General features: G+C 41.8%; 15 protein-coding genes, 5 pseudogenes and 1 riboswitch. Of the genes and pseudogenes, 2 read left to right on the forward strand and 18 right to left on the reverse strand.

Annotated features, from left to right (window positions below; translation table 11 throughout):
* Positions 1 to 318 precede the first annotated feature (318 nt).
* The gene (locus RCG23_RS08030) at positions 319 to 1,389 is read left to right on the forward strand and encodes a M20 family metallopeptidase (RefSeq protein WP_308179280.1); all 1,071 of its coding nucleotides are present in this window, start codon (positions 319 to 321) and stop codon (positions 1,387 to 1,389) included.
* Between the two features lie 278 nt (positions 1,390 to 1,667).
* Here the strand turns inward: RCG23_RS08030 and RCG23_RS08035 are convergent, their stop codons facing one another.
* The 5 genes from RCG23_RS08035 to RCG23_RS08055 all read right to left on the reverse strand — a co-directional run bounded on the left by RCG23_RS08035 (position 1,668) and on the right by RCG23_RS08055 (position 5,471).
* Positions 1,668 to 2,000, reverse strand: a complete 333-nt coding sequence (locus tag RCG23_RS08035; protein ID WP_308179281.1) for a hypothetical protein — start codon at positions 1,998 to 2,000, stop codon at positions 1,668 to 1,670.
* The gene (locus tag RCG23_RS08040; RefSeq protein WP_308179282.1) at positions 1,976 to 2,902 is read right to left on the reverse strand and encodes a homoserine dehydrogenase; all 927 of its coding nucleotides are present in this window, start codon (positions 2,900 to 2,902) and stop codon (positions 1,976 to 1,978) included. The genes RCG23_RS08035 and RCG23_RS08040 overlap by 25 nt, the downstream gene beginning before the upstream one ends.
* Positions 2,903 to 3,027: 125 nt before the next feature.
* Positions 3,028 to 3,135, reverse strand: a riboswitch (SAM riboswitch).
* Positions 3,136 to 3,227: 92 nt separating this feature from the next.
* Positions 3,228 to 3,899, reverse strand: a complete 672-nt coding sequence (locus RCG23_RS08045; protein WP_308179283.1) for a GNAT family N-acetyltransferase — start codon at positions 3,897 to 3,899, stop codon at positions 3,228 to 3,230.
* A gap of 2 nt (positions 3,900 to 3,901) precedes the next feature.
* A complete protein-coding gene (locus RCG23_RS08050) occupies positions 3,902 to 4,585 on the reverse strand; it encodes a GNAT family N-acetyltransferase (RefSeq protein WP_308179284.1) in 684 nt (227 codons plus the stop codon).
* A gap of 22 nt (positions 4,586 to 4,607) precedes the next feature.
* A complete protein-coding gene (locus RCG23_RS08055; protein ID WP_308179285.1) occupies positions 4,608 to 5,471 on the reverse strand; it encodes a carbon-nitrogen hydrolase family protein in 864 nt (287 codons plus the stop codon).
* Positions 5,472 to 5,759: 288 nt separating this feature from the next.
* Here RCG23_RS08055 and RCG23_RS08060 point away from each other — a divergent pair, with 288 nt between their 5' ends.
* The gene (locus RCG23_RS08060; RefSeq protein WP_308179286.1) at positions 5,760 to 6,023 is read left to right on the forward strand and encodes a hypothetical protein; all 264 of its coding nucleotides are present in this window, start codon (positions 5,760 to 5,762) and stop codon (positions 6,021 to 6,023) included.
* Positions 6,024 to 6,317: 294 nt separating this feature from the next.
* On the opposite strand, the pseudogene argH reads toward RCG23_RS08060, so the two are convergent.
* The 13 genes and pseudogenes from argH to RCG23_RS08120 all read right to left on the reverse strand — a co-directional run bounded on the left by argH (position 6,318) and on the right by RCG23_RS08120 (position 22,545).
* Positions 6,318 to 7,711: pseudogene (gene argH / locus RCG23_RS08065) on the reverse strand (argininosuccinate lyase).
* A 79-nt stretch (positions 7,712 to 7,790) separates the two neighbouring features.
* Positions 7,791 to 9,002 (reverse strand): argininosuccinate synthase, encoded by a 1,212-nt coding sequence (locus RCG23_RS08070; RefSeq protein ID WP_308179287.1) that lies wholly within the window; start codon positions 9,000 to 9,002, stop codon positions 7,791 to 7,793.
* 72 nt (positions 9,003 to 9,074) lie between these two features.
* The gene (gene argF / locus RCG23_RS08075) at positions 9,075 to 10,049 is read right to left on the reverse strand and encodes an ornithine carbamoyltransferase (RefSeq protein WP_374049816.1); all 975 of its coding nucleotides are present in this window, start codon (positions 10,047 to 10,049) and stop codon (positions 9,075 to 9,077) included.
* Between the two features lie 61 nt (positions 10,050 to 10,110).
* Positions 10,111 to 13,350, reverse strand: a pseudogene (gene carB / locus RCG23_RS08080) (carbamoyl-phosphate synthase (glutamine-hydrolyzing) large subunit).
* On the reverse strand, positions 13,337 to 14,419 hold the full coding sequence (locus RCG23_RS08085) for a carbamoyl phosphate synthase small subunit (RefSeq protein WP_308179288.1): 1,083 nt from the start codon (positions 14,417 to 14,419) through the stop codon (positions 13,337 to 13,339). The pseudogene carB and the gene RCG23_RS08085 overlap by 14 nt, the downstream one beginning before the upstream one ends.
* A 19-nt stretch (positions 14,420 to 14,438) precedes the next feature.
* Positions 14,439 to 15,623, reverse strand: coding sequence for an acetylornithine transaminase (locus RCG23_RS08090; protein WP_308179289.1), 1,185 nt, complete (start codon positions 15,621 to 15,623; stop codon positions 14,439 to 14,441).
* Positions 15,616 to 16,419, reverse strand: coding sequence for an acetylglutamate kinase (argB, locus tag RCG23_RS08095; RefSeq protein ID WP_308179290.1), 804 nt, complete (start codon positions 16,417 to 16,419; stop codon positions 15,616 to 15,618). The genes RCG23_RS08090 and argB overlap by 8 nt, the downstream gene beginning before the upstream one ends.
* 15 nt (positions 16,420 to 16,434) lie before the next feature.
* Positions 16,435 to 16,679 (reverse strand): annotated as a pseudogene (locus RCG23_RS25925) (bifunctional ornithine acetyltransferase/N-acetylglutamate synthase).
* A complete protein-coding gene (gene argJ, locus RCG23_RS08100; RefSeq protein ID WP_374049817.1) occupies positions 16,660 to 17,664 on the reverse strand; it encodes a bifunctional ornithine acetyltransferase/N-acetylglutamate synthase in 1,005 nt (334 codons plus the stop codon). Before argJ ends, RCG23_RS25925 begins: the two are co-directional and overlap by 20 nt.
* 18 nt (positions 17,665 to 17,682) lie before the next feature.
* Positions 17,683 to 18,719: pseudogene (argC, locus tag RCG23_RS08105) on the reverse strand (N-acetyl-gamma-glutamyl-phosphate reductase).
* Positions 18,720 to 18,923: 204 nt separating this feature from the next.
* Positions 18,924 to 19,823 carry a nickel transporter permease gene (gene nikC, locus RCG23_RS08110; protein ID WP_308179291.1) on the reverse strand — a complete coding sequence of 300 codons (900 nt, stop codon included), beginning with the start codon at positions 19,821 to 19,823 and terminating at the stop codon, positions 18,924 to 18,926.
* Positions 19,824 to 19,841: 18 nt separating this feature from the next.
* Positions 19,842 to 20,849: pseudogene (locus RCG23_RS08115) on the reverse strand (ABC transporter permease).
* 82 nt (positions 20,850 to 20,931) lie between these two features.
* Positions 20,932 to 22,545 (reverse strand): ABC transporter substrate-binding protein, encoded by a 1,614-nt coding sequence (locus tag RCG23_RS08120; protein WP_308179292.1) that lies wholly within the window; start codon positions 22,543 to 22,545, stop codon positions 20,932 to 20,934.
* Positions 22,546 to 22,581: the final 36 nt, after the last annotated feature.

The following is a 22,581-nucleotide window of genomic DNA, read 5'->3' on the forward strand; positions in this document are numbered from 1 at the left end:
CTCAATCATTTCAATAAACAACGGCTTTCACAGTTTTTTAACATATTAATGTTGGAAATATGAAGAGAATGTGAACAGGATATGAATGTTAATTTCGTTAGTTGAAAATGGTATTATATATATAACTCTTTACCTTATGTGGATTATGGGGATAAAGCTGTGGATCATTAGAAAACCAAATAATTCATTGTGGATAAGTCTGTGGACTATTTCTTTTAGACCTCAAGGTAATATCATATAATGGCTATTTTGCATGAATGAACATAATAAAGGGAAAAGAATCATAAAAACAAAAGTGTTTTGGAGGTATGTGATTAAATGTTAATAAATCTGTTAAACGAGCTTATTTCAATTGAAAGCAGCACGAAAAAAGGTGCAAATCAGGCGGTCGATTTTTGCGGTGAATGGCTGTCAAGTCACGGGTTGGAATACTGCAAGCTAGAAAACAATGGCTATAGAATGATTGTTTGTGAAATTGGCAAAGGAGAAAAAACGCTTGTATTTAACGGACATGTGGATGTGGTAAGCGGAAATCCGAACCAGTTTATTCCTTTTGAAATCGACGGGAAGCTTTACGGCCGCGGGGCAGCAGATATGAAAGCAGGTGTAGCAGCGATGATGTGCGCACTTTATGAATTGAAAGACGAGGATCCAGGATTTAAAGTACAGCTGCAAATTGTCGCAGATGAGGAGATTGGCGGTTTCAATTGCTCTGGATACTTAGCGGAGAATGGTTATTTAGGCAATTTCGTGATCTGCTCTGAACCCACCCAACTCGGCATTGCCCATCAGGCAAAAGGAGTATTGCGGCTTGATTTGAAGATCAGAGGGAAATCCGCCCATGGCAGCCGTCCATGGGAAGGAGTAAATGCGATTGAGAAAGCATACCAGATTTATGAAAGGATTCTTAAGCTGCCTTTTACACAGGAAAGTACGAGTTATTATGACTTCCCTTCTATCAATCTGGCAAAAATACAGGCAGGGGATGCATATAATAAGGTTCCAGATGAGTGCTTAATGTGTTTCGATATTCGCTTTCTTCCTACCCAAAATAAAGAAGATATTCTCAAACAAATCGAGAGTGTAACGGAGGGGACTGTATTCGTCAATATGTTTGCTGAACCTATCAATACCGATATGAATCACCCTGTGCTAACATCGCTCGATCCCATTGTGGAGAAGCATAGCCAGAGCCCTACTGTTTTCTTTGGTCAGCACGGCACCGCGGATACGGTATTTTTTGCTAAACACGGTGTTCCTGCCATTGAATTTGGTCCAAGTGGTGCTAATTGGCATGGGGATGAAGAATATGTCATCTGCGATTCCGTCAATAAATATAAGAATATACTCATCGAGCTTGTCCATTCACTTGATGTGGAAAATCTATAATTGAACAAAAGGCGGAAGGCCCTGGTTAGCCCCGACAGGCATAAGACGAATCACGCAGGAAATCCTGATTTCTGGAGTGATTTGGCTTATGACCCCGAGCTGCTCCAAGCATCACCTAAAGGTCATGCTTGGAGCAAGATATTCAATGGAGCTTTTCAAAGATGAAAACTGGCTGGGCGCTGGAGCTAGATTAATACAACTTGGTAGAAGGTATCCACATCATTTAATTTTATAATTTCCTAAACAACGAAAAAAGCACGCTGCAGAGCGTGCTTTTCTTATAACCATGATGATACATAGCGGGATTGATGATCCTTTTCCAGTTCAATTTCCCCCATAATCGGATAAAAAATCAGGGCGGGATTTTGGTCTGAAAGTTTCTTTATCACTTTTTTATCGCACTTTACAATGGAACTGCCGTTTGAAAGCTGTTCAACCCATTCCAATGCTGGAATTATCATTTTCTTTTCCAAACGTGCTATAAGCCAGTAGGCTCTTTCTTTTTTATTTTCTCTGCCCTCCAGAATAGCGGAGGCATTAGAAAAAGAAACTGCTGCATCTTTATTAATTTGAACAAGGTCTTCTATCAACGCACTCGCCGTCGGATACATCCCCGCCCCGGGCCGCTCAAGGTAATGCCACCTACAATATCTGCTTGTATATTGACTGCATTTTGCACACCTTCAATATGGTAAAAAGGATGGGATCTTGTGACGAGGGCAGGCTTTACAGAAGCAATAATTCGTCCGTTAACATTCTGCACTGAAGCAATATGCTTAAACCGCAATCCCAGCTTTTGCGCCTCCACCACCAATTCTCCTGTGATAGATGTGATTCCGGCAATCTCAACCTTGTTCCAATCAGGCTGCTTTCCAAAAGCTAGTTTACTCAAGATCATTAATTTGTAAAAGGCATCCGTTCCCTCGACATCATTAGAGGGATCTGCTTCCGCATAACCATTTTCTTGTGCCTGGAATAGTGCACCTGCGAAAGCCTGTTTCTTTTCACGCATTTCCGATAGGATAAAATTTGAGGTACCATTTAAAATCCCTTCAATTTTTTGAACGCTATTCACCATTAACAGCTGGCGAAGCGTTTGAATAATGGGTACCCCCCCTGCAACAGTTGCCTCAAATCCTACAGAAACCTTATATTTCTCTGCAAGTTCGATTAACTCCTTACCGTGATGGGCAAACATTTCCTTGTTTGCTGTTATAATATGAGCGCCCTTTTTAATCGCCTTTTTCAAATACGTGTAAGAAGGCTCTTTTTCTACAATTGCCTCTATCACAACATCCAGCTGGGGAAGGCTTAGAATGTCATTAAAATCCGCAGTGATCAAAACGTCCCCTTCGATATTGCGCCGCTTCCTCGCATCTCGAATCAGCACAGCTACAACTTCTACTCTTTTTCCAAGAATTTTTTGCAGCCTTTCCTGATGGGTTCCGATTGTTCTATAAACCCCTTCCCCCACAGTACCAAAACCAAGCAATGCCACCTTCAGACTTTCCATCCCTCCACGTCCCTTCCTTCAGTTCTTATGAATCATTCATATAGATTTTTAAAGGGGCTGAAATCATCAGGAATAAGCAGCATATTAAAAAGCCCCCTTCATAAGAAGAGGGCTTCAAATTCCTCCCCTTATCTTCCAGGTTAAAAACCTGCAGGAATTAGCACCTTTTCAAGAATAATCTTGAAGGTTGCCGGGCATCATCGTGGTAGTCCCTCCGCCTCTCTGGATAAGAGATACAATATTAAGTTAACGTTTTTTATTATAATGAGAATATTAAGATATAAAATCAGAATTGTCAATATATTTAAAAATTCAAATTTCCCCTTTATAAAGGAAGCAAGGCAATTGAGTTTTTACTTTTGATTTCCTCTATCATAGCAAGCCACTCCTGCGGTTTGTTTGAAAGGACAGAATAATACGTTGTCAGGAATTCTGCTGTTAGGCTCGCAGAAATTTCATTAGTGCTTTCTTCCATTGGCATAAAGCAAAGATCTAGTCCTTCGACTGCTTTTCCATCGTTCTCCCAGGAAGGATGAACATATTTCAGGTCAAGGCGCTTATAACCAAGATGCGAAAGCACTTCCCGGCGTACATAGGGATCCATTACTTTTACCCCGCCAAATTCATGATGCTCAACCCGGTAGGGATCATATATTTCCGCGAACATACCGGATAGCTCTTTTCCATTCTCCTTAGCTAGTCCCTTTAAATCCCTGCTTCGGTTCTGTGCAAGGAAATGTCCAATACCCAGGCCAGGGCGGCTGATAATGGTGAAATCAGTCATTGCAATATTCCAATCCTTATAATACCGGTATTCGGTTGCTCCAACCACTTGATTTTCTTCCACCGCTACAAACACACGTATGCCTGGATCTTCAAGCGGCTCCTTCCAGAGGCTGTATTCTAACACTTCCTGAGGAGGAAAAATCTCTCCCATCAAATCATGAAGCTTTTTAAAATTAGAATCATCTATAGAAGTAATTCTCTTGTATTCCATTGTTACATCAGCTCCTGTTCTTTAGTATTAAAAGGGTTTCTCCATTCCATTAAGACTGCATTGTGGCACGACTCTTCATCGTCCAAGTAGTTGTTAATAATGGTTAAAGGCACACGGTTACAGCGGAGCAAAAATGTGATGACGGGGTCTTTTAAATCCCCTTTCATGACAGCCTCCAAATATTGGTCAGCAGTCATGTCACTAGCACACTTATGGTAACCAGGCATTCTTCCTCCACCGAGCAGACGGTCCAGCCCTTTTTGAATGACAACATGATACATAGATTGCATCATCAGCTTTCCAAGTCCCAGCTTCCGATGCTTCGGCAGGACACTGATATCGACAATGTAAAGTGTATTTCCGTTAGGATTATGATTCCTGATATAACCACGATCCGTTATTTCTTCCCAAGTATGGCTTGGTTCATCTGGCTGAAATTCAACACAGAGACCAGTTAAGGACCCTGCAAGCTCCCCATTTACTTCCACACATAACGCTCCATCCGGAAACAATGAAACATGGTTATGAAGCTGATCTTTATTCCACCACAGCTCAGATGGGAACGGTAGGGGGAAGCATTCCGACTGGATTTGAATGAGTTCGTCAAAATCCTTTTCTGTATAATTTCTTATGCAGATGGAAACAGGTCGGTCCTTTTCAAATACATAGAATTCACTTCGATACATGACAGCAACATCTCCGCTGAGGTTATTTTGTTTCCCAGTCGATATATAAATCTGTCCGCCTGTCGCGCCATGTAGTCACGGAGCCCCGTTCACGGATCTCATAAAGAAGCTCCAAATCCAAATCAGCCGTTACAATCATATCATCATTAATTTCTCCCTCAACCATGATGCCTTTTGGTGGAAATGGGATATCGTTTGGTGTAATAATCGCAGCCTGGCCAAAGTTGGCGCGCATAAAATCAACCGTCGGAAGGTGCCCAACCGTACCTGTCAATACGACATATACCTGGTTTTCTATCGCTCTGGCATGGCTTGTATAACGGACGCGATGGAAACCATGGCGGTCATCCGTGCAGGATGGGCAAAAAATGACGTCTGCTCCCTTAGCTTTCGCCATCCGGACAATCTCCGGAAATTCAATATCGTAACAAGTCAAAATAGCGATTCTTCCCTTATCCGTATCAAAGATCTGAAATGAATCACCCGTGGCCATATTCCATTCATTGACTTCCGTCGGGGTAATATGAAGCTTTGCCTGCTCACCCACTCTTCCGTCTGGATAAAATAAGTGGGCAGTATTGTATAATTTCCCTTCTCTTTCGACTACATGAGTACCGCCAATTATATGCATCCCGGTACTTTTCGCAAACGAAGAAAAAAGGTTTCTATATTGTTCTGTAAAATTCGGCAAATCATTTATGCTTAAGCTCTGTCCCTGGCCATTACCTATCGATAGCAGCTGAGTTGTAAAAAATTCCGGAAACAACACAAATTCTGCCCCAAATTCCTCAGCCGTTTTAATATAATGCTCACATTGATGTGCAAATTCTTCAAAAGACTGGATTGTATGCAGATGGTACTGCACAGCGGATACCCGAAGTTTCATTGATTTCCTCCTTTAAGCCTATCAATTAACAAGTTTTCTTTATTATTAATTATTTTTGTTTTTTAAACAAGTAAAGGGAATTTTAAGTCGTTGTCAAAAACAAAGGCTGTTTTCGCAAGGCTGTTTTCTAAAAGATTGTTGTTTGCCGAACAAATTCTAAAATATGAGTTTGTACCAAAATCCTCCGGTTCTAACTCGATTATCCTTTATAGCACCAAACCTGTCAGAATACACCTCTGGTTCGGACTCAAGTACCATTGATCCGAAACGGTCTTCATAAATGAGGCCATGGCCAAAATCCTATCAAAAAAGATACCAAAAGCAGCAATGAAGACCCAAAGCCCTGCATCGAGAGCAGAAAATGGTCTTCATAAGATGGATGAAGACCGAAACGCCTACCATAAAATGCTAGAAACGGTCTTCATAAGCGGGGTCATGGCCAAAATCCCAGCAAAAAAGATACCAAAAGCAGCAATGAAGGTCCAAAGCCATGGCTCGAGAGCTGGAAATGTTCTTCATAAGGGGAATGAAGACCGAAATGCCTGCCATTAATGCCAGAAACGGTCTTCATAAGCGAGGTCATGACCAAAAACCCAGCAAAAAAGATATCCAAAGGAGCAATGAAGACCCACCTCTGATTCGGACTTAAATACCCTAGATTTGTTCAAACCTGTCCGAATACACCTCTGGTTCGGACTCAAGTAACATTGAATTCACCAACACTTGACTTGAGTCGCATCTAATTTGACACCTATTATTACAAAAGCAATATGGTTTACGATTAAAAGCCAAAAAAAAGACAGGACACATTAAAATGCCTGTCTGTTATCTTGTATATTGATCGCCTTATTTAAGCAGGGATTGCGCATTTTCCATTGTGATTTCTGCCAATGCAATTTGCTTTTCAACCTGTTCAGGCGAGGTTCCACCATAGCTATTGCGTGCTCCTACTACGTGCTCGGGAGATAACACCTCGTATATATCCTCATTAAACAGAGAACTGAAGCTACGGTATTCTTCCAGTTGAAGGTCGAGGAGATACTTTCCATGCTGAATGGAGTATAATACGATCTTCCCTATCACCTCATGTGCCTGCCGGAAAGGCAGCCCTTTTGTCACCAGGTAATCAGCGATATCAGTAGCATTGGAAAAATCCTGATTCAACGCCCTGCGCATCACATTTTCATTTACTTTCATTGATTCAATCATAGGAGCCATAAGCTTCAATGATCCCTCCAAAGTTTCAACAGTGTCGAACATTCCCTCCTTGTCCTCCTGCAGATCTTTGTTGTAGGCCAGTGGAAGCCCTTTTAATACTGTTAACAAACCTATCAAATTTCCATACGTCCTTCCTGTTTTACCTCTCAGTAGTTCAGGGACATCAGGATTCTTTTTTGCGGCATGATGCTTGATCCTGTGCAAAAAGAATCATCTAGTTCAATGAAACGAAATTCCTGGCTGGACCAAATGACAAGCTCTTCAGAAAATCTGGAGATATGAGTCATAATAATCGTACCAATAGAAAGGAATTCGAGGATAAAATCACGGTCGCTGACTGCATCCATGCTGTTTGGATAAACTTTTTCAAAGCCCAGCAATTCGGCGACACGCTCACGTTTAATTGGAAATGTAGTTCCTGCCAGTGCCCCTGCACCAAGCGGGAGCCAATTAATCCTTTTTAAGCTGTCAACCAGCCTCTCTTTATCTCGCTCAAACATCCAAAAATAAGCCATTAAATGATGGGCAAATGAAACCGGCTGTGCACGCTGAAGATGCGTGTACCCAGGCATTAGGGTGTTAATATGCTTTCTTCCCTGATCAATTAAAGCAGTTTGCACATGTTCAATGAGTTTTACAATTTCTTCTGTCTTCTCTCTTAGGTAAAGATGCATATCTGTAGCCACCTGGTCGTTCCGGCTTCTTCCTGTATGCAGCTTGCCACCCGTTTGGCCAATTTTTTCAATCAGCAGTTTTTCAATATTCATGTGGATGTCTTCATCTTCAATGGAAAATTCCACTTCGCCGTTCTCAATCATTTCATGAATTGACTGGAGGCCTTCTTTGATTTTATCCGCATCCTCAGTAGGGATAATACCGCATTCCCCAAGCATTTGGACATGTGCCAGGCTTCCCTTAATATCTTCTTTGGCCAATTTTTTATCAAAGGAAATGGAGGCAGTAAATTCTTCTACTAATTTATTCGTTTCCTTTGTAAACCTTCCGCCCCATAACTTAGACATCATTTTATCCCCCTTTTTTAATTCTGGAAAAGATTTCGCCCCCAAAAAACTCGAGGGCGTTATTTATGGTTACTGCCAATTATTTTTTAATTGTTTCTTTTTCGTTAACTTCCGCATAAACCTTTGTTGGCAAGCCCCAAATTTTAATAAATCCGACTGCAGCATTGTGATCAAATGCATCGCCCTTTGAATAGGTTGCCAATTCTTCATTGTAAAGACTATTCGGTGATTTACGCCCTACTACAGTATGATTACCTTTGTGAAGCTTGACCCTGATCGTGCCTGTCACCACTTTTTGTGTTTCTTCAATAAAAGCATCAAGGGCATTTTTTATCGGGGAATACCATAGTCCTTCGTAAATAATTTTGGCCATTTGCTGGTCAACCTGTGTTTTGAATTGTGTTACTTCACGTGGCAAAGTAAGGAATTCCAATTCCTTATGCGCATTAATTAATATCAATGCAGCCGGATTTTCATAGACTTCCCTTGATTTAATACCTACTAATCTATTTTCAATATGATCAATCCGTCCGACACCATGATTGCCGCCAAGCTGATTTAGTGTCTCAATCAGCTCTACCAATGGAAGCTCCTGTCCATTAAGGGCTACAGGCACACCTTTTACAAATTCAATTTCTACATATTCAGCTTCATCAGGTGCAAGGTGAATCGGATTTGTCCATGCATAAGCTTCTTCCGGTGCTTCTGCCCAAGGGTTTTCAAGAACTCCCGCCTCACAAGCACGTCCCCAAATATTAGCATCAATCGAAAAAGGATTGTCTAAATCAACAGGGATAGGAATGCCATTTTCTTGTGCATATAGAATCTCTTCATCACGTGTCATCCCCCATTCACGTACTGGTGCAACTACCTTCAGGGAAGGATTCAAGGCTTGAATAGAAACTTCAAAGCGAACCTGGTCGTTTCCTTTACCCGTACATCCGTGTGCAACAGCAGAAGCCCCTTCTTTTTCGGCAACTTCTACTAATAATTTTGAAATTAATGGTCTTGAAAGAGCTGAAGAAAGTGGGTATTTTCCTTCATACAAACAATTGGCTTTTAGCGCTGGCAAAATATATTCCTTCGCCAGAAGCTCTTTCGCATTAATCATATAAGCTTCGACTGCGCCAACCTTCAATGCTTTTTCTCGAATTGCCTCTAGATCCTTACCTTCCCCTACATCCAATCCCATAGCAATAACATCATAACCGTATTTCTCTTGTATCCACTTAACTGAAACGGATGTATCCAATCCGCCAGAATATGCTAAGACGATTTTTTCTTTAGCCATTTATATGCACCTCATATTTGTGTATTTTTATACATTCATAGGTATTATAATACATCGAATACAACAAAAAATCTACAATAATTTTTTTAATATAGCTTTTTGCGCGTGCAGCCTGTTTTCAGCCTCATCAAAAACGACTGAATGAGGACCATCAATAATGTCGGCAGTTACTTCTTCTCCGCGATGAGCTGGGAGACAATGCAGGAAGATAAAATCACCTTTAGCCTTTTCGCATAGCTCCTGGTTCACCTGGAAGCCCTTAAAGTCTTCCAATCTCTGTTTTTGTTCATCCTCTTGCCCCATACTGGTCCATACGTCTGTTACAACAATATCTGCCTGTTCAATAGCCTCTTTAGGATCATTGGTAAAAGTGATGATACATTCCGTTTCCATGGCTGCTATTCTTGCCTCACTGACGATTTGCGCATTCGGCTCATATCCTTTTGGACTGGAAATGCTTATATGCATTCCCACCTTAACGGCACCTTCAAGCAAGGAGTGGGCGATATTATTGTTTCCATCTCCTATATAGCAAAGCTTTAGCCCCTTAAGTTTTCCTTTATGTTCAAGGATTGTAAGCAAATCGGCCAATACCTGTGTCGGGTGATGCAAATCCGTGAGTCCATTTATGACCGGGACCGATGAATTATCAGCAAATTCCTCGATTAAATGATGTTCGAAAGTCCTTATCATGAGTCCATCGACATATCTGGATAAAACTTTAGCGGTATCTGAAATGCTTTCTCCTCTTCCCAGCTGAATATCCTTTGAGCTTAAGAAAATTGCCTGGCCACCCAGCTGGATCATGCCTACCTCAAAAGAAACTCGTGTGCGGGTCGATGATTTTTCAAAAATCATTCCTAGTACCTTACCGGGAAGATCACCGTGCGATTTTCCTTCTTTTTGAAGCTTCTTCAGCTCCAATGCCGTTTCTAGTAAGCTATTAATCTCAGAAGTGCTAAAATCTGCAAGCTTTAAAAAATTCTTCCCCTTCATATTGGGCTGCAATAATTCTTGTTTATTTTCCAAATTGATAGCATTCAACATACTTAATCCCCTCCTATTAAACTGAAATCGCCATACCTGTAATCCAGCCTAAAGACCTGACTCAGTTAGTGCTCGACAGGTTCTTTTCTTTTAAACTATAAAGCTCAGTTACTGTCCTTATCTCTAATTGGCCTTGAGAATCTGCTTTCAGGTTCATTACGGCTTTCACTGTATCTAAATGGGTAAAGCATGGAACTTTGTAACGAACAGCCTCCTGGCGCAGATAAAAACCGAAAGTCTCTGTATTTCTTCCCTGGTCCGGAAGATTTATGATCGCTTTTATTTTTTGCTGCAAAAGAAGTTCATTCAAGCGCTCTCTTTCTCTAATAACCTCGGCTGGAATGATTCCATTCTCTTCAAGGAAAGTGGCGGTGCCTTCTGTAGCAGCTAACTTAAAATGTTTGTTTACAATCTCCTGGATAAACGGAAGGCTCTCTGATTTTTCCCTATCAGGTATGGAACATAAAATATAACCATTTCCGGGTTCATTAAAAGGATTTTCCGAACCTGCCAATACCGCCTTTCCCATAGCTTCCTCAAATGTGACTCCGAGGCCAAGACTTTCACCGGTTGATTTCATCTCATGCCAAGAACCGGGTCAACTCCTTTTAGTTTTGCATTTGAGAAAATTGGGGCTTTTACTGAGTAATATGGCGGTTCATTTAACAATCCCTTTTGATCATGCAAATGTTGGATGGAATCGCCTAATTGCACCCTTGTTGCCCATTCAACCATTGGAATCCCGGTTACCTTGCTCATGATTGGTACAGTCCTTGATGCCCGTGGATTCACCTCGAGAACAAATATCTGATTTTCGTAGATGACAAATTGAATATTCATAATCCCGATTACAGGCAGCGCTTTTGCAATTCGGTCTGCATAATCAATTAGTGTCGACTTCATTTCATGAGTTAATGATATCGGAGGAAAGACGGAAATACTGTCTCCGGAGTGTACTCCTGCTTTTTCCAAATGTTCAAATATGCCAGGTACAACGATATTTTCCCCATCACATATGATATCCATTTCACATTCAAGCCCAGGCAAATAACGGTCTGCCAATAGCGGCCACATTTTATCCTGTGCAGTTCCTTCGATACGGTTAACATATCTCCGAAGCTCCTCATCTTTATAAAAAGTAAACATGGACTGTCCGCCAATTACGTAGGAAGGCCTAACCAAAACAGGATATCCAAGCTGATTAGCGGCATTAATCAGCTGCATTGGCGACTCCGCTGCCACCCCATCTATATGGGGTATATTCAGAGATTGAAGAAGCGTATAAAATGCTTCCCGATCCTCAAGACGGTCAACATCTTCAACGGCTGTTCCCAGAATCACAACTCCCTCTTCTTTTAAGGTATGTGCGAGATTAATAGCCGTCTGCCCGCCAAACTGAATTAATACTCCTTCGATTCCCTCTTTTTCAATTACATTCAAAACATCTTCTGCCGCAAGGGGCTCAAAGTAAAGGCGGTCTGCAACGGAATAGTCGGTGCTCACCGTCTCTGGATTATTATTTATCACTACAGCCTGGAAACCTTTTTTCTTTATTGCTTTAGCTGCATGGACTGAACAATAATCAAATTCAATCCCCTGCCCTATTCTTATCGGACCTGAACCTATAACCAGTATCTTACGCGAAGTGTCAACATCCACCTCATCTGAACCCGTCCAGGTTGAGTAATAATATGGGGTCACCGCATCGAATTCCGCAGAACAGGTATCGACCATTTTATAGCCGGGCTTCCAGTTCATAACCTTCCACTTGCTCCTGATCTCTTTTTCCGGTATGCAAAATATATGTGATAAAAACCGATCGGAAACATTCTTGCGTTTCGCTTCCTTCAGCAGCCATTCCGGTGCCGTTGCCCATGAACAGGCAGATAATTGCTGTTCAAGCTTCACAATTGCCTCGATTTTGTATAAAAACCATAAATCAATTTCAGTTATTCGATGGATTTCCTCTGCGTTAAGGCCACGTGCCATAACCTCTGCGATAGCGAATAACCTCATGTCATTTGGCTGCTTAATCATCTCCAGCAGCTTATCGGATTCATGGCTTTTGTATAAGTCCGTTTTAAGTGAGTAAAGATTCATCTCAAGTGAACGGATGGCTTTATTTAAAGCGGCCTCAAATGTCCGATCGATCGCCATTACTTCGCCTGTAGCCTTCATTTGTGTTCCCAAAGTGCGGTCTGCCTCAGGAAATTTATCAAACGGGAAGCGCGGCAGCTTCACTACGATATAATCAATTGCCGGTTCAAATGAGGCAAACGTATTTCCGGTGATTGGATTGATAATTTCATCAAGGTGATAGCCAATGGAGCATTTCGCTGCCATCCTTGCTATCGGATATCCTGTTGCCTTTGAAGCCAATGCGGATGAACGGCTGACCCTTGGGTTTACTTCGATAATACAATATTGATTTGAAACCGGGTTTAAAGCGAATTGAATATTACAGCCCCCAATAACCCCAAGTTCTCTTATCACTTTGATTGATGAATCGCGAAGCATTTGATATTGGTAATCAGTTAATGTCTGTGACGGTGCCACGACAATGGAATCGCCAGTGTGGACTCCTACCGGGTCCAAATTTTCCATATTGCAGACGATAATACACGTATCGTTGCTGTCCCGCATGACCTCATACTCGATTTCCTTCCAGCCTTTTATGCTTCGTTCAACCAGAACCTGGCGAATAGGGCTGGCAGACAAACCCTTTTTTAATACTGCCTCTAATTCATTCTTGTCATTCGCAAAACCGCCACCATCCCCGCCAAGGGTATAGGCAGGCTTATGATGACCGGGTACCCGATTTCACTGACAAACCTTAATCCTTCATCAACATTGTTAATAATTTTCGATTCCGGGATAGGTTCACCTATTTTGATCATTAGATCCCTGAATCTTTCCCTGTCCTCACCATTTTTAATAGATTCCACCGAGGTTCCCAAGAGCTGTACATTATATTTTTGCAAAATATTCTCTTCATGAAGCTGGACGGCCAAATTCAAACCGGTCTGCCCGCCCAATGTTCCGATGATTCCATCCGGGCGCTCTTTTTCAATGATTTTTTCGATCGTGGCAGCTGTTAGCGGCTCTATATACACTTTGTCTGCCACCGTTTCATCGGTCATAATGGTAGCCGGGTTGTTGTTGATCAGGATTACTTCAATTCCTTCTTCCTTCAGCGCAATACATGCCTGTGTTCCAGCATAATCAAATTCTGCACATCGCCGATCACGATGGGACCTGACCCAATCACCAGCACCTTTTTTAAATTTTTATGAAATGGCATAACGTGTCTCTCCCACAGAAGTTAATTGGCTCACAAAGTCAGCAAGCAGATGAAGAGTATCCCTTGGTCCAGGATGTGCTTCAGGATGGAACTGTACCGTCACTATTGGATAATCAACATGCTGTAAACCCTCGATTGATTGGTCATTCACATTGCGATACGTCACTTCAAAAATGCTTTGGTCGATGCTCTCATCTACCACAACATACCCATGATTCTGTGACGTAATTTTTACTTTTCCGGTTCTTAGTTCCTTAACTGGATGATTCGCTCCGCGATGGCCATACTCTAATTTTTTTGTTTTAGCCCCAAATGCCAGCGCGATTAGCTGGTGCCCGAGACAAATACCTAATGAAGGATAGGTTTGGCTGATTTTTTTAATTTCTGGAAACCAATCCGCCAGTTCCATTGGATCTCCTGGTCCATTGCTAAAAAGAACGCCATCAGGCTTAAGCTTCTGTATTTCTTTAAAACTAGTTTTATACGGGACGACCGTCACGGAACAGCCCTCCTGAAGCAGAGCATGAAGGATTGATTTTTTATAACCGTAATCCACTAATACAACATGCGGCCCATTATTTTTATAGTAAACAGGCTTTTTCGTTGACACTTTTCCTACCCAGAACAGTGGCTCACCCGTATGTTCAAGATTGCTCCAGGATACTTCTTTCCGGCTTATCAATCCCTTGACAGTTCCGTTTTTCCTGATTGTTTTTACTAATAACCGGGTATCAATCCCGGCGATACCTGGAACTCCTGCCTGCTGGAGCTTTTCTGAAAATTTATTAATGGATTGGTAATGGCTTGGTGTTTCGCATAGGTCACCAATAATGACACCCGCCAAAGAAGGGCTAATACTTTCATCATCTATTTCATTCACTCCGTAATTTCCGATGATCGGATAGCAGAAAGTGATGATTTGGCCAGCATACGATGGATCAGAAATAATTTCCTGATATCCTGTCATCCCTGTGTTGAAAACGACTTCACCCTCAGAATCCTTCTGTTCTCCGATCAATACACCTTCAAAGACCTCTCCTGTTTCCAGAATTAGATAACCTTTTTCCAAAAAAATCACTCCCGTTTCTCTAATTGCTTTGAAGCACTATTTCCATCGTATCGATGAAGCTGTTTATTTCTTCTTTTGTTGATGTTAATGGCGGCAAAATTCGGATAACATTTGGGCCAGCTGTTAGTATAAGCGTTTTTTGCTGTAACGCTTTATTAACAATATCCAGTGCATTTCCTTCGACAACTATTCCTATCAGGAGCCCAATTCCGCGAATTTCTCTTATTGAACCTAATTTTTTCTTAAGCTCAAATAACTTGTTATGAAGGTAGTCTCCAAGTTTAGCTGCTTCCTCCAGAATATTTCCTGAAAGAATTGTGTTTAAAGTCGCCAGCCCTGCCGTAACTGCCAGCGGATTGCCGCCAAAGGTACTGCCATGGCTGCCGGGCTCAAACCCCCGAGCTGCCTCTTCTTTCGCAATAATTGCCCCAATTGGAAAGCCAGATCCCAATCCCTTTGCAATGCTGATTACATCCGGCTCAATGCCGTAATGCTCATATGCAAAAAGCTTACCTGTTCTGCCTATTCCAGTCTGTATCTCATCAACCATAAGCAGGATACCTTTTTCAGTGCATATATCGCTTAATGCTTTAACCCATTTCTCGTCCGCTGGAATTACTCCGCCCTCACCCTGTACTAGTTCAAGCATGACTGCACATGGCGCCAATTCTTCAAGTTGTTCCAGTGCCTCCATATCGTTGTACGGCAAATATTGAAAACCTGGCACTAATGGAAAAAAACCATCCTGTATTTTTTCCTGGCCTGTAGCAGACAATGTTGCCATCGTTCTGCCATGAAACGATTGCTTAAAGGTGATAATTTCAACAGAATCTGTCCCTTTGATCTTTTGCGAATATCGTCTTGCCAGTTTGATGGCTGCCTCATTTGCTTCCGCTCCACTGTTGCAAAAAAATACTCGGTCGCCGCAGCTGTTTTCAACAAGCAGCTCAGCTAGCTTTTTTTGTCCAGGAATGTGGTAGAGATTAGAAGTATGCCAGATTTTTTTTAGCTGATTTTCCAATGCTTCTTTCACAGGTTCAGGTGCATGCCCCAGATTGCACACAGCAATTCCCGAAGTGAAATCTAAATATTTATCTGCATTTATATCCCAAACATAACTGCCTTTTCCCTCTGCAAGTGTTAGCGGGAAACGTGCGTATGTATTCATTAGTGGGGATAATTGAATTGAAGTATTGTTAGCCATTTCCAATCTCCTTTTCTAAAACAATCTTAGTGCCGATATCCAAACCATTACAGTAATCTATCAGGCTATGAGGCTCCAGCCCATTAATAATGGCTGCCTCCCTGACATTATGGAACAGGCCGTTGAGTGCTGCTTTCACTTTTGGAATCATTCCGCCCCAAATCGCTCCATTATCGATCATTTCCAAAACTTCAGTACGACACGCTCTATCTAGTTTTACCTTTACTCCATTTTGTTCAGCCATGATTCCGGGAATATCACTAATAAAACAAAGATTGGCACCCAGGGCTTTAGCTATGGCAGATGCTGCAATATCCCCGTTAATGTTGTAACGTTGTCCATTGCTGTCAATACCAATAGGTGAGATAACAGGTATATATCCTTCTATAAACAGATTTTCAATCATCCTCGAATTCACCTCCACAACATCCCCGACAAATCCAAGCTGCTCAGATTCATCAACCGGCTGTGCCATCAGCAATCCGCCATCAATTCCACTAATTCCTACCGCATTCCCGCCAGCCGCCATTAAATGGCGGACCACCTGTTTGTTGACCACTCCGCTTAAAACCATTTCCACAACATCTAAAACGGCATTGCTTGTTACCCTTAGACCATTCACAAAAGAGGTCTCTATATTAAAGCTGTTTAATAGATTCGTAATTAAGGGCCCACCGCCATGGACGATAATAGGTGTCCATGCCCCGGCTTGGCTCAGTGAAACAATATCTTCGTAAAACGTCTTTGGCAGTTTCTCAAAAATGCTTCCTCCGCATTTAATAACAAGGCAGTTCATCGCTATACCCCCACCCTAAGTTCTGTAGGATGCGTTAATTTTGACGTAATCATAGGTTAAATCGCATCCCCATGCCTTTGCAGTACCTTCACCCTGTTTCAATTTCACCAGAATATCGATCGTTTCATGCTGTAGATAATTCTTTACGTCCGACTCTTCAAATTCACAGGGAAGACCATTTTCGAAAACAAGATAGGGCCTATTGAAACACTTATTTCTGCAGTATTAACTGTAACTCCGCTATATCCGACAGCTGACACAATTCTTCCCCAGTTCGGGTCTGTTCCATAGACTGGCCGTTTTCACGAGATTGGAGGAAATGATAGATTTTCCAATTGCCCGGGCGTCTTCCGTATTGGCAGCCCCATTTACCTGGACCTCAATCAGCTTTGTCGCTCCTTCACCATCTCTCGCAATCTGTTTGGCCAGTGATTCACAAACATACTTTAAGCCGCTGACGAATGTATCCCAGTCCGGATGGCTATCAGTCAATTTATCATTGCCTGCAAGGCCGTTCGCCATAACAAGAACCATATCATTTGTACTGGTATCGCCATCAACCGTTATCATATTGAAAGTCCTGTTCGTCACTTCTCTTAAAGCCAATAACAGTTCATCTTGTTCTATATTTGCATCGGTCGTAATGAAGGCGAGCATAGTGGCCATATTGGGATGAATCATTCCCGAACCCTTTGCAGCACCCCCGATTTTCACTCGCTTTCCGTCAATTTCAATCTCGACGGCAATATTTTTTGTGCACGTATCGGTTGTTAAAATGGCTTGCATAAACTTATTTTCATCTTCATGTTCTGTTTGCAGCAGCTGTTTAATTCCTGTTTTTATACAGTCCATAGGCAGCAATTCGCCGATGACTCCGGTAGACGTTACAGCAACAAGATGATTCTCCACCCCAAGCTCCTTGGCAAATTCCTTTTGCATTTCATATGCATCCAATAATCCTTGTTCCCCTGTGCAGGCATTCGCATTTCCCGAGTTTACTAAAATGGCAGAGACTTTCTTTTCAACCGCAATACTTTTCTGTGTAACAATTAAGGGAGCTGCCTGAAAAGTGTTCGTTGTGTATACACCTGCTGCTGCTGCCGGTACTTCAGAGACAAGATAGCCAAGGTCCAGCCTTTTTCTTTTTATCCCGCAGTGCATCCCACCAGCTTTAAACCCTTTTGGCAAGGTGGGCCTTTCTTTTTCTAATATAATCATTTCATCATTTAATTTTAGCGGCACCATTCATGCATCCTTTCTATTTTAAGGAAATATCGGCAGGTCGTTTAGCCCTGTCTGGATATCCCATCCATTTATCAAATTGGCGTTTTGAATTGCCTGCGCCTGGCCCCTTTTATCAAATTATCGATAACTGAAACAATCGTGAGTCTCCCCGTACGGGAATCATAATTCAGCCCAATGTCACAATAATTGCTGCCTGAAACTTCTTTCGTTGATGGAAAATTGCCCTCCGGCCTTATTCGTACGAAAGGATGATCCTGATAAAATTGCCTGTAAAGATCTATTACCTCCAGATTGGAAATCGGAGCTTTCATCTTTACATAAATGGTGCTCATAATCCCTCTTGTCATAGGAACTAAATGAGTACTAAATGAGATAGTTATCCGCTCTCCGCTTTCATCTCCCAGCACTTGTTCTATTTCCGGAATGTGCTGGTGCGCTCCTAATTTATACGCCCTCAGATTCTCATTCACTTCCGCATAATGGGAAGCTATTGAAACGCTTCTGCCCGCTCCAGACACACCGGATTTTGCATCAATAATGATAGATTGGCAGTCAGCAAGCTGATTTTTAATAATCGGCATCAACCCGAGCAATGATGCTGTTGGATAACACCCCGGATTGGCAATGAGGTCAGAATTTTTAATCTTTTCAGGATAAAGCTCGCTCAATCCGTAAACAGCACGATCAAGATATTTCTCCTCAACCGGTGAATGTTTATACCATTTTTCATAAGCGGATGGTGATTTCAACCTGAAATCTCCTGATAAATCAATGCATTTTATACCCTTATCGAGTAATTGAGGTATGAGATTTTTACTGATGCCTGATGGAGTGGCCAGAAATACCATTTCGGCATTACCGCATATTTTATCAACATCGAATGATTCCATCGTGTTTTCAATAATGTTGGCCGAATGCGGAAAGATTTGACTAAAACCGGTTCCTGCATTTGAATTGGATATGATCATTCCTAGTTCAATATAAGGATGCCTGTTTATTATTCTTATTAACTCAAGAGCACTGTATCCTGTCCCTCCAACAATGGCTGCTTTCACTTTTTTCCCTCCAGAGTCTAACTATTGAATTATTATAATTGTATTTTTATATTTATACAATATAAACATAAGATAATTTTGAAAATTATTTGATATTCTTATATTCGTTATATCTTCACCTTTTATAGTTATTCACAAAAATGTATAATCGCTAATATTTCTGCCTAAAAAAACGAAAAAAATAGGAGACTCCTGTAGAGTCTCCTATTGTTTCATTTTCGGGTCGAGTACGTCACGCAATCCATCGCCCATTAAATTAAAGCCAAGAACTGTCAGCATGATCGCGATTCCTGGAAAGAACAGCGTCCATGGTGCCTGTACCAGGTATTGCTTGGAATCTGAAAGCATTTTGCCCCATTCCGGTGTAGGCGCCTGTGCTCCTAAACCAAGGAAGCCTAGCGCAGCGGCTTCTATGATGGCAGTTGCAATCGCTAAAGTCGCCTGAACAATGACGGGTGTAATACTATTTGGCAATATATGGCTTAAGAGAATTCTTGTATCCTTCATTCCCACTGCCCGTGCAGACATTATATATTCTTCCTGTTTTACACTTAACACTTTAGAGCGTACGAGTCTTCCGAAGTTAGGAATATTGATCACTGCGATTGCAATCAAGGCATTTTGCAGAGACGGTCCAAGGATGGCTACAACTGCAATAGCCAAAAGGATGCTCGGGAACGCCAGCATGATATCAAAAATCCGTGAAATAAGGGTGTCTACCCACCGACCGTAATATCCTGCAACAATACCAAGCAATGTCCCTGCCACGGCTGATGCAATGACCGAGAATAATCCTACCCATAAAGAAATTCTTGCGCCATAAACAATACGCGAGAAAATATCCCGTCCAAAATCATCTGTTCCAAACCAATGCTTGCCCGATGGGCCCATCAACCGTTCCGTCAACTGCTGCTCCTTGAAGCTGAATGGCGCGATTAAGGGTGCAATGATAGCCACAATGATAAAAAAGATTACAATTCCCAAACCAACTAATGCCAGCCTATTTTTACAAAAAGCCTGCCATGCTTCCATCCAGGGGGATGCCAGTTCATCGTCTGCTTTTATTGCTGGAATTTCTGCGGTGTTTTTTGCTAATTCAGCCACTTATGATCCCTCCTTGTTTTATTTGTTGTATTTGATTCTAGGATCTACAAAGGCATACAAGAGATCAACAATTAAATTAATCATTACGAAGATGGCTGCAATGATTAAAATTCCTGATTGGATAACAGGATAATCACGGTACCCAATCGCATCGTATAAATATCTTCCTGATTCCAGGCCAGCCAAAGATTGTCTCTGTTAAAATCGCTCCTCCTAAAAGAAGTCCGGTCTGTAAACCAATAATTGTAAGCACGGGAATAATGGCATTTTTCAAAGAATGCTTATATACTACCCAGAACATTTTAAGGCCTTTAGCCCTTGCTGTACGGATATAGTCCGATTTCATGACCTCCAGCATAGTGGAGCGCGTCATTCTGGCTATGATGGCCATCGGAATCGTTGCAAGCGCAAGACTTGGCAGGATGATATGCTTTAATACCTGTCCAAACTGGTCAAATCTGCCTTGCAGGAGGGTATCAATTAAATAAAGATTCGTAATTGCGCTGACGGGATCCCTGACATCTTCCCTGCCTGTCGTCGGCAGCCAGCCAAGTTCAATAGAGAAAATCCACTGTCCCATTAAACCAAGCCAAAATATCGGCAGCGAAACTCCAACAAGTGCCAAAACCATCGCCGCATAATCAAACCAGGAATTTGAGAACCAGGCGCTGATAATCCCTGCGTTCACTCCAATGATTACCGCGATAATCATGGCAACGACGGTCAATTCCAAGGTTGCTGCGAGATATGGCCAGATTTCTTCATTTATAGGCCTCTTGTCCTCATCGAAATTCCTAAATCTCCGTGAATCAATGAATTTAAATAATCGACATACTGTATGTACCAAGGGTGGTTCAACCCCAATTGTTCTGTTAATGTTGCAATTGCCTCTTTTGTTGCCCTTTGTCCAAGGATTACTTGGGCAGGATTCCCTGGAATTGCATGTATGATGGCAAATACGACGAGTGTCATTCCAAATAAAACTGGTATTAGTGAAAGCACACGGCGGACCGAATAAGTAAGCAACCCTCTCACCTCTTTTTCTTTGAATCTACTAAGATCTTATTTACCAGCAAAAGGGGAGACAGCGCTCCCCTTTCGGCTGAAATTATTTGAATTCAACGTTTGTAAGTGCTTCAGAACCTGTTGGATGCGGAACATAACCTGTAAGGTCTTTTGCTGCAGCCAATAGTGGTCTTGAGTGTACAAGCGGAACCCAAGGAGCATCATCATGGATAATCACTTGAGCTTGTTTATATAGCTCGTTACGCTTTTCCTCGTCAGTTTCTGTCTGCGCTTTAATCAGAATGTCATGAAGCTGATCGTTTTTGTAGTAAGAATAGTTATTGGCTCCAATGCTGTCCTTATCAAGAAGCGTGTAAAGGAAGTTATCAGCATCTCCGTTGTCGCCTGTCCAACCCAGCATGTAGGCGTCAAATTCGCCTTTAGCTGCTTTATCCAAATAGGTCGCCCAGTCAACAGATTTAATATTTGCTTTAACGCCAATCTTACTGAAGCTCTCCTGGATAACCTCTGCTACCTTTTGTGCTTCTGGCATGTAGAGACGTGCTACAGGCATAGCCCATAAATCCATTGTGAATCCTTTTTCATATCCTGCTTCTTTTAATAGTTCTTTTGCTTTATCCAAATTGTAGTCATATTCTTCGATATCATCGTTATAGCCTGAAATTGAAGGTGGCATTGGATTTTTCGCCGGAATCGCCTTGCCGTTGTAGAAAGAAGCGATGATCGACTTTTTATCGATTGCATGGTTCAATGCCTGGCGTACAAGCTTGTTGTCAAATGGCTTACGGTTTGTCGTGAAGCCTAGGTAACCAACGTTCATTGAAGGGCGTTCAATAACTTGAAGCTTATCATTAGATTTGACAGACGCTTCATCAGAATTGTTAAGGCCATCCATCAAGTCTATTTCCCCATTTGAGAGTGCATTCAATCTTGCAGTATTTTCCGGGATAACACGGAAAATAACTTTGTTCAGCTTAGGTAATCCTTTTTGCCAGTAATCCGGGTTCTTTTCAAGAACGATACGGTCATTTTGCTTCCATTCAACAAACTTGAATGGACCTGTTCCAACTGGCTTCTCCCTGAATTTGTCTCCTTCAGCTTTAACCGCCGTTGGGCTGGCAATTCCGAATGGGGACATTGCAAGGTTCTTTAAAAATGGTGCCTGAGGTCTTTTTAAAACGAATTGAACTGTGTTTGCATCAAGTGCTTTAACTTCCTTAATAACATGTCCTTCGTCAGCCTTATAACCACCGAACATTGTATAGTAAGGGAATTTATCGGCATCGCCGTTCATCCAGCGGTCAAAGTTGAAGACAACTGCATCTGCATTGAAATCTGTACCATCATGGAACTTTACTCCCTGTCGCAAATGGAATGTATACGTTAGTCCATCCGGAGTAACCTCCCATTTTTCAGCAAGGCCTGGGTGTAAAGTAGTATCCTGTTCGCCATAGGAAATAAGATTTTCAAAAATGTTGTCTGTAACTTTAAATGTTTCACCCTCTGTTGTAGTGATTGGGTCAAGTGAAGTTGAATCCCCACCACGGGCAAATACCAATGTGTCCTTTTTAGGTGTACTGCTGGAGCCATTGTCTTTATTCCCTTTAGCATTTTCATTTGTTTTGCTGTTGCATCCAACCAGGAACAAACTGATCGCAAGCATTGAAATCAACAGCAATTTCCACGTTTTCTTCATGTGCTCTTTTACCCCCATTTTTATATTTTTTTTATC

Origin of the sequence: Neobacillus sp. PS3-34 (genome assembly GCF_030915465.1) — a bacterium.
Lineage (GTDB): Bacteria > Bacillota > Bacilli > Bacillales > Cytobacillaceae > Neobacillus_A.

Coding starts and splice junctions, on each gene's coding strand:
- RCG23_RS08030 (WP_308179280.1), top strand. CDS start 319: ATGTTAATAAATCTGTTAAACGAGCTTATTTCAATTGAAAGCAGCACG.
- RCG23_RS08035 (WP_308179281.1), bottom strand. CDS start 2,000: ATGTATCCGACGGCGAGTGCGTTGATAGAAGACCTTGTTCAAATTAAT.
- RCG23_RS08040 (WP_308179282.1), bottom strand. CDS start 2,902: ATGGAAAGTCTGAAGGTGGCATTGCTTGGTTTTGGTACTGTGGGGGAA.
- RCG23_RS08045 (WP_308179283.1), bottom strand. CDS start 3,899: ATGGAATACAAGAGAATTACTTCTATAGATGATTCTAATTTTAAAAAG.
- RCG23_RS08050 (WP_308179284.1), bottom strand. CDS start 4,585: ATGTATCGAAGTGAATTCTATGTATTTGAAAAGGACCGACCTGTTTCC.
- RCG23_RS08055 (WP_308179285.1), bottom strand. CDS start 5,471: ATGAAACTTCGGGTATCCGCTGTGCAGTACCATCTGCATACAATCCAG.
- RCG23_RS08060 (WP_308179286.1), top strand. CDS start 5,760: ATGGCCAAAATCCTATCAAAAAAGATACCAAAAGCAGCAATGAAGACC.
- RCG23_RS08070 (WP_308179287.1), bottom strand. CDS start 9,002: ATGGCTAAAGAAAAAATCGTCTTAGCATATTCTGGCGGATTGGATACA.
- argF (WP_374049816.1), bottom strand. CDS start 10,049: ATGTTGAATGCTATCAATTTGGAAAATAAACAAGAATTATTGCAGCCC.
- RCG23_RS08090 (WP_308179289.1), bottom strand. CDS start 15,623: ATGGCTAACAATACTTCAATTCAATTATCCCCACTAATGAATACATAC.
- argB (WP_308179290.1), bottom strand. CDS start 16,419: ATGAACTGCCTTGTTATTAAATGCGGAGGAAGCATTTTTGAGAAACTG.
- argJ (WP_374049817.1), bottom strand. CDS start 17,664: ATGGTGCCGCTAAAATTAAATGATGAAATGATTATATTAGAAAAAGAA.
- RCG23_RS08120 (WP_308179292.1), bottom strand. CDS start 22,545: ATGAAGAAAACGTGGAAATTGCTGTTGATTTCAATGCTTGCGATCAGT.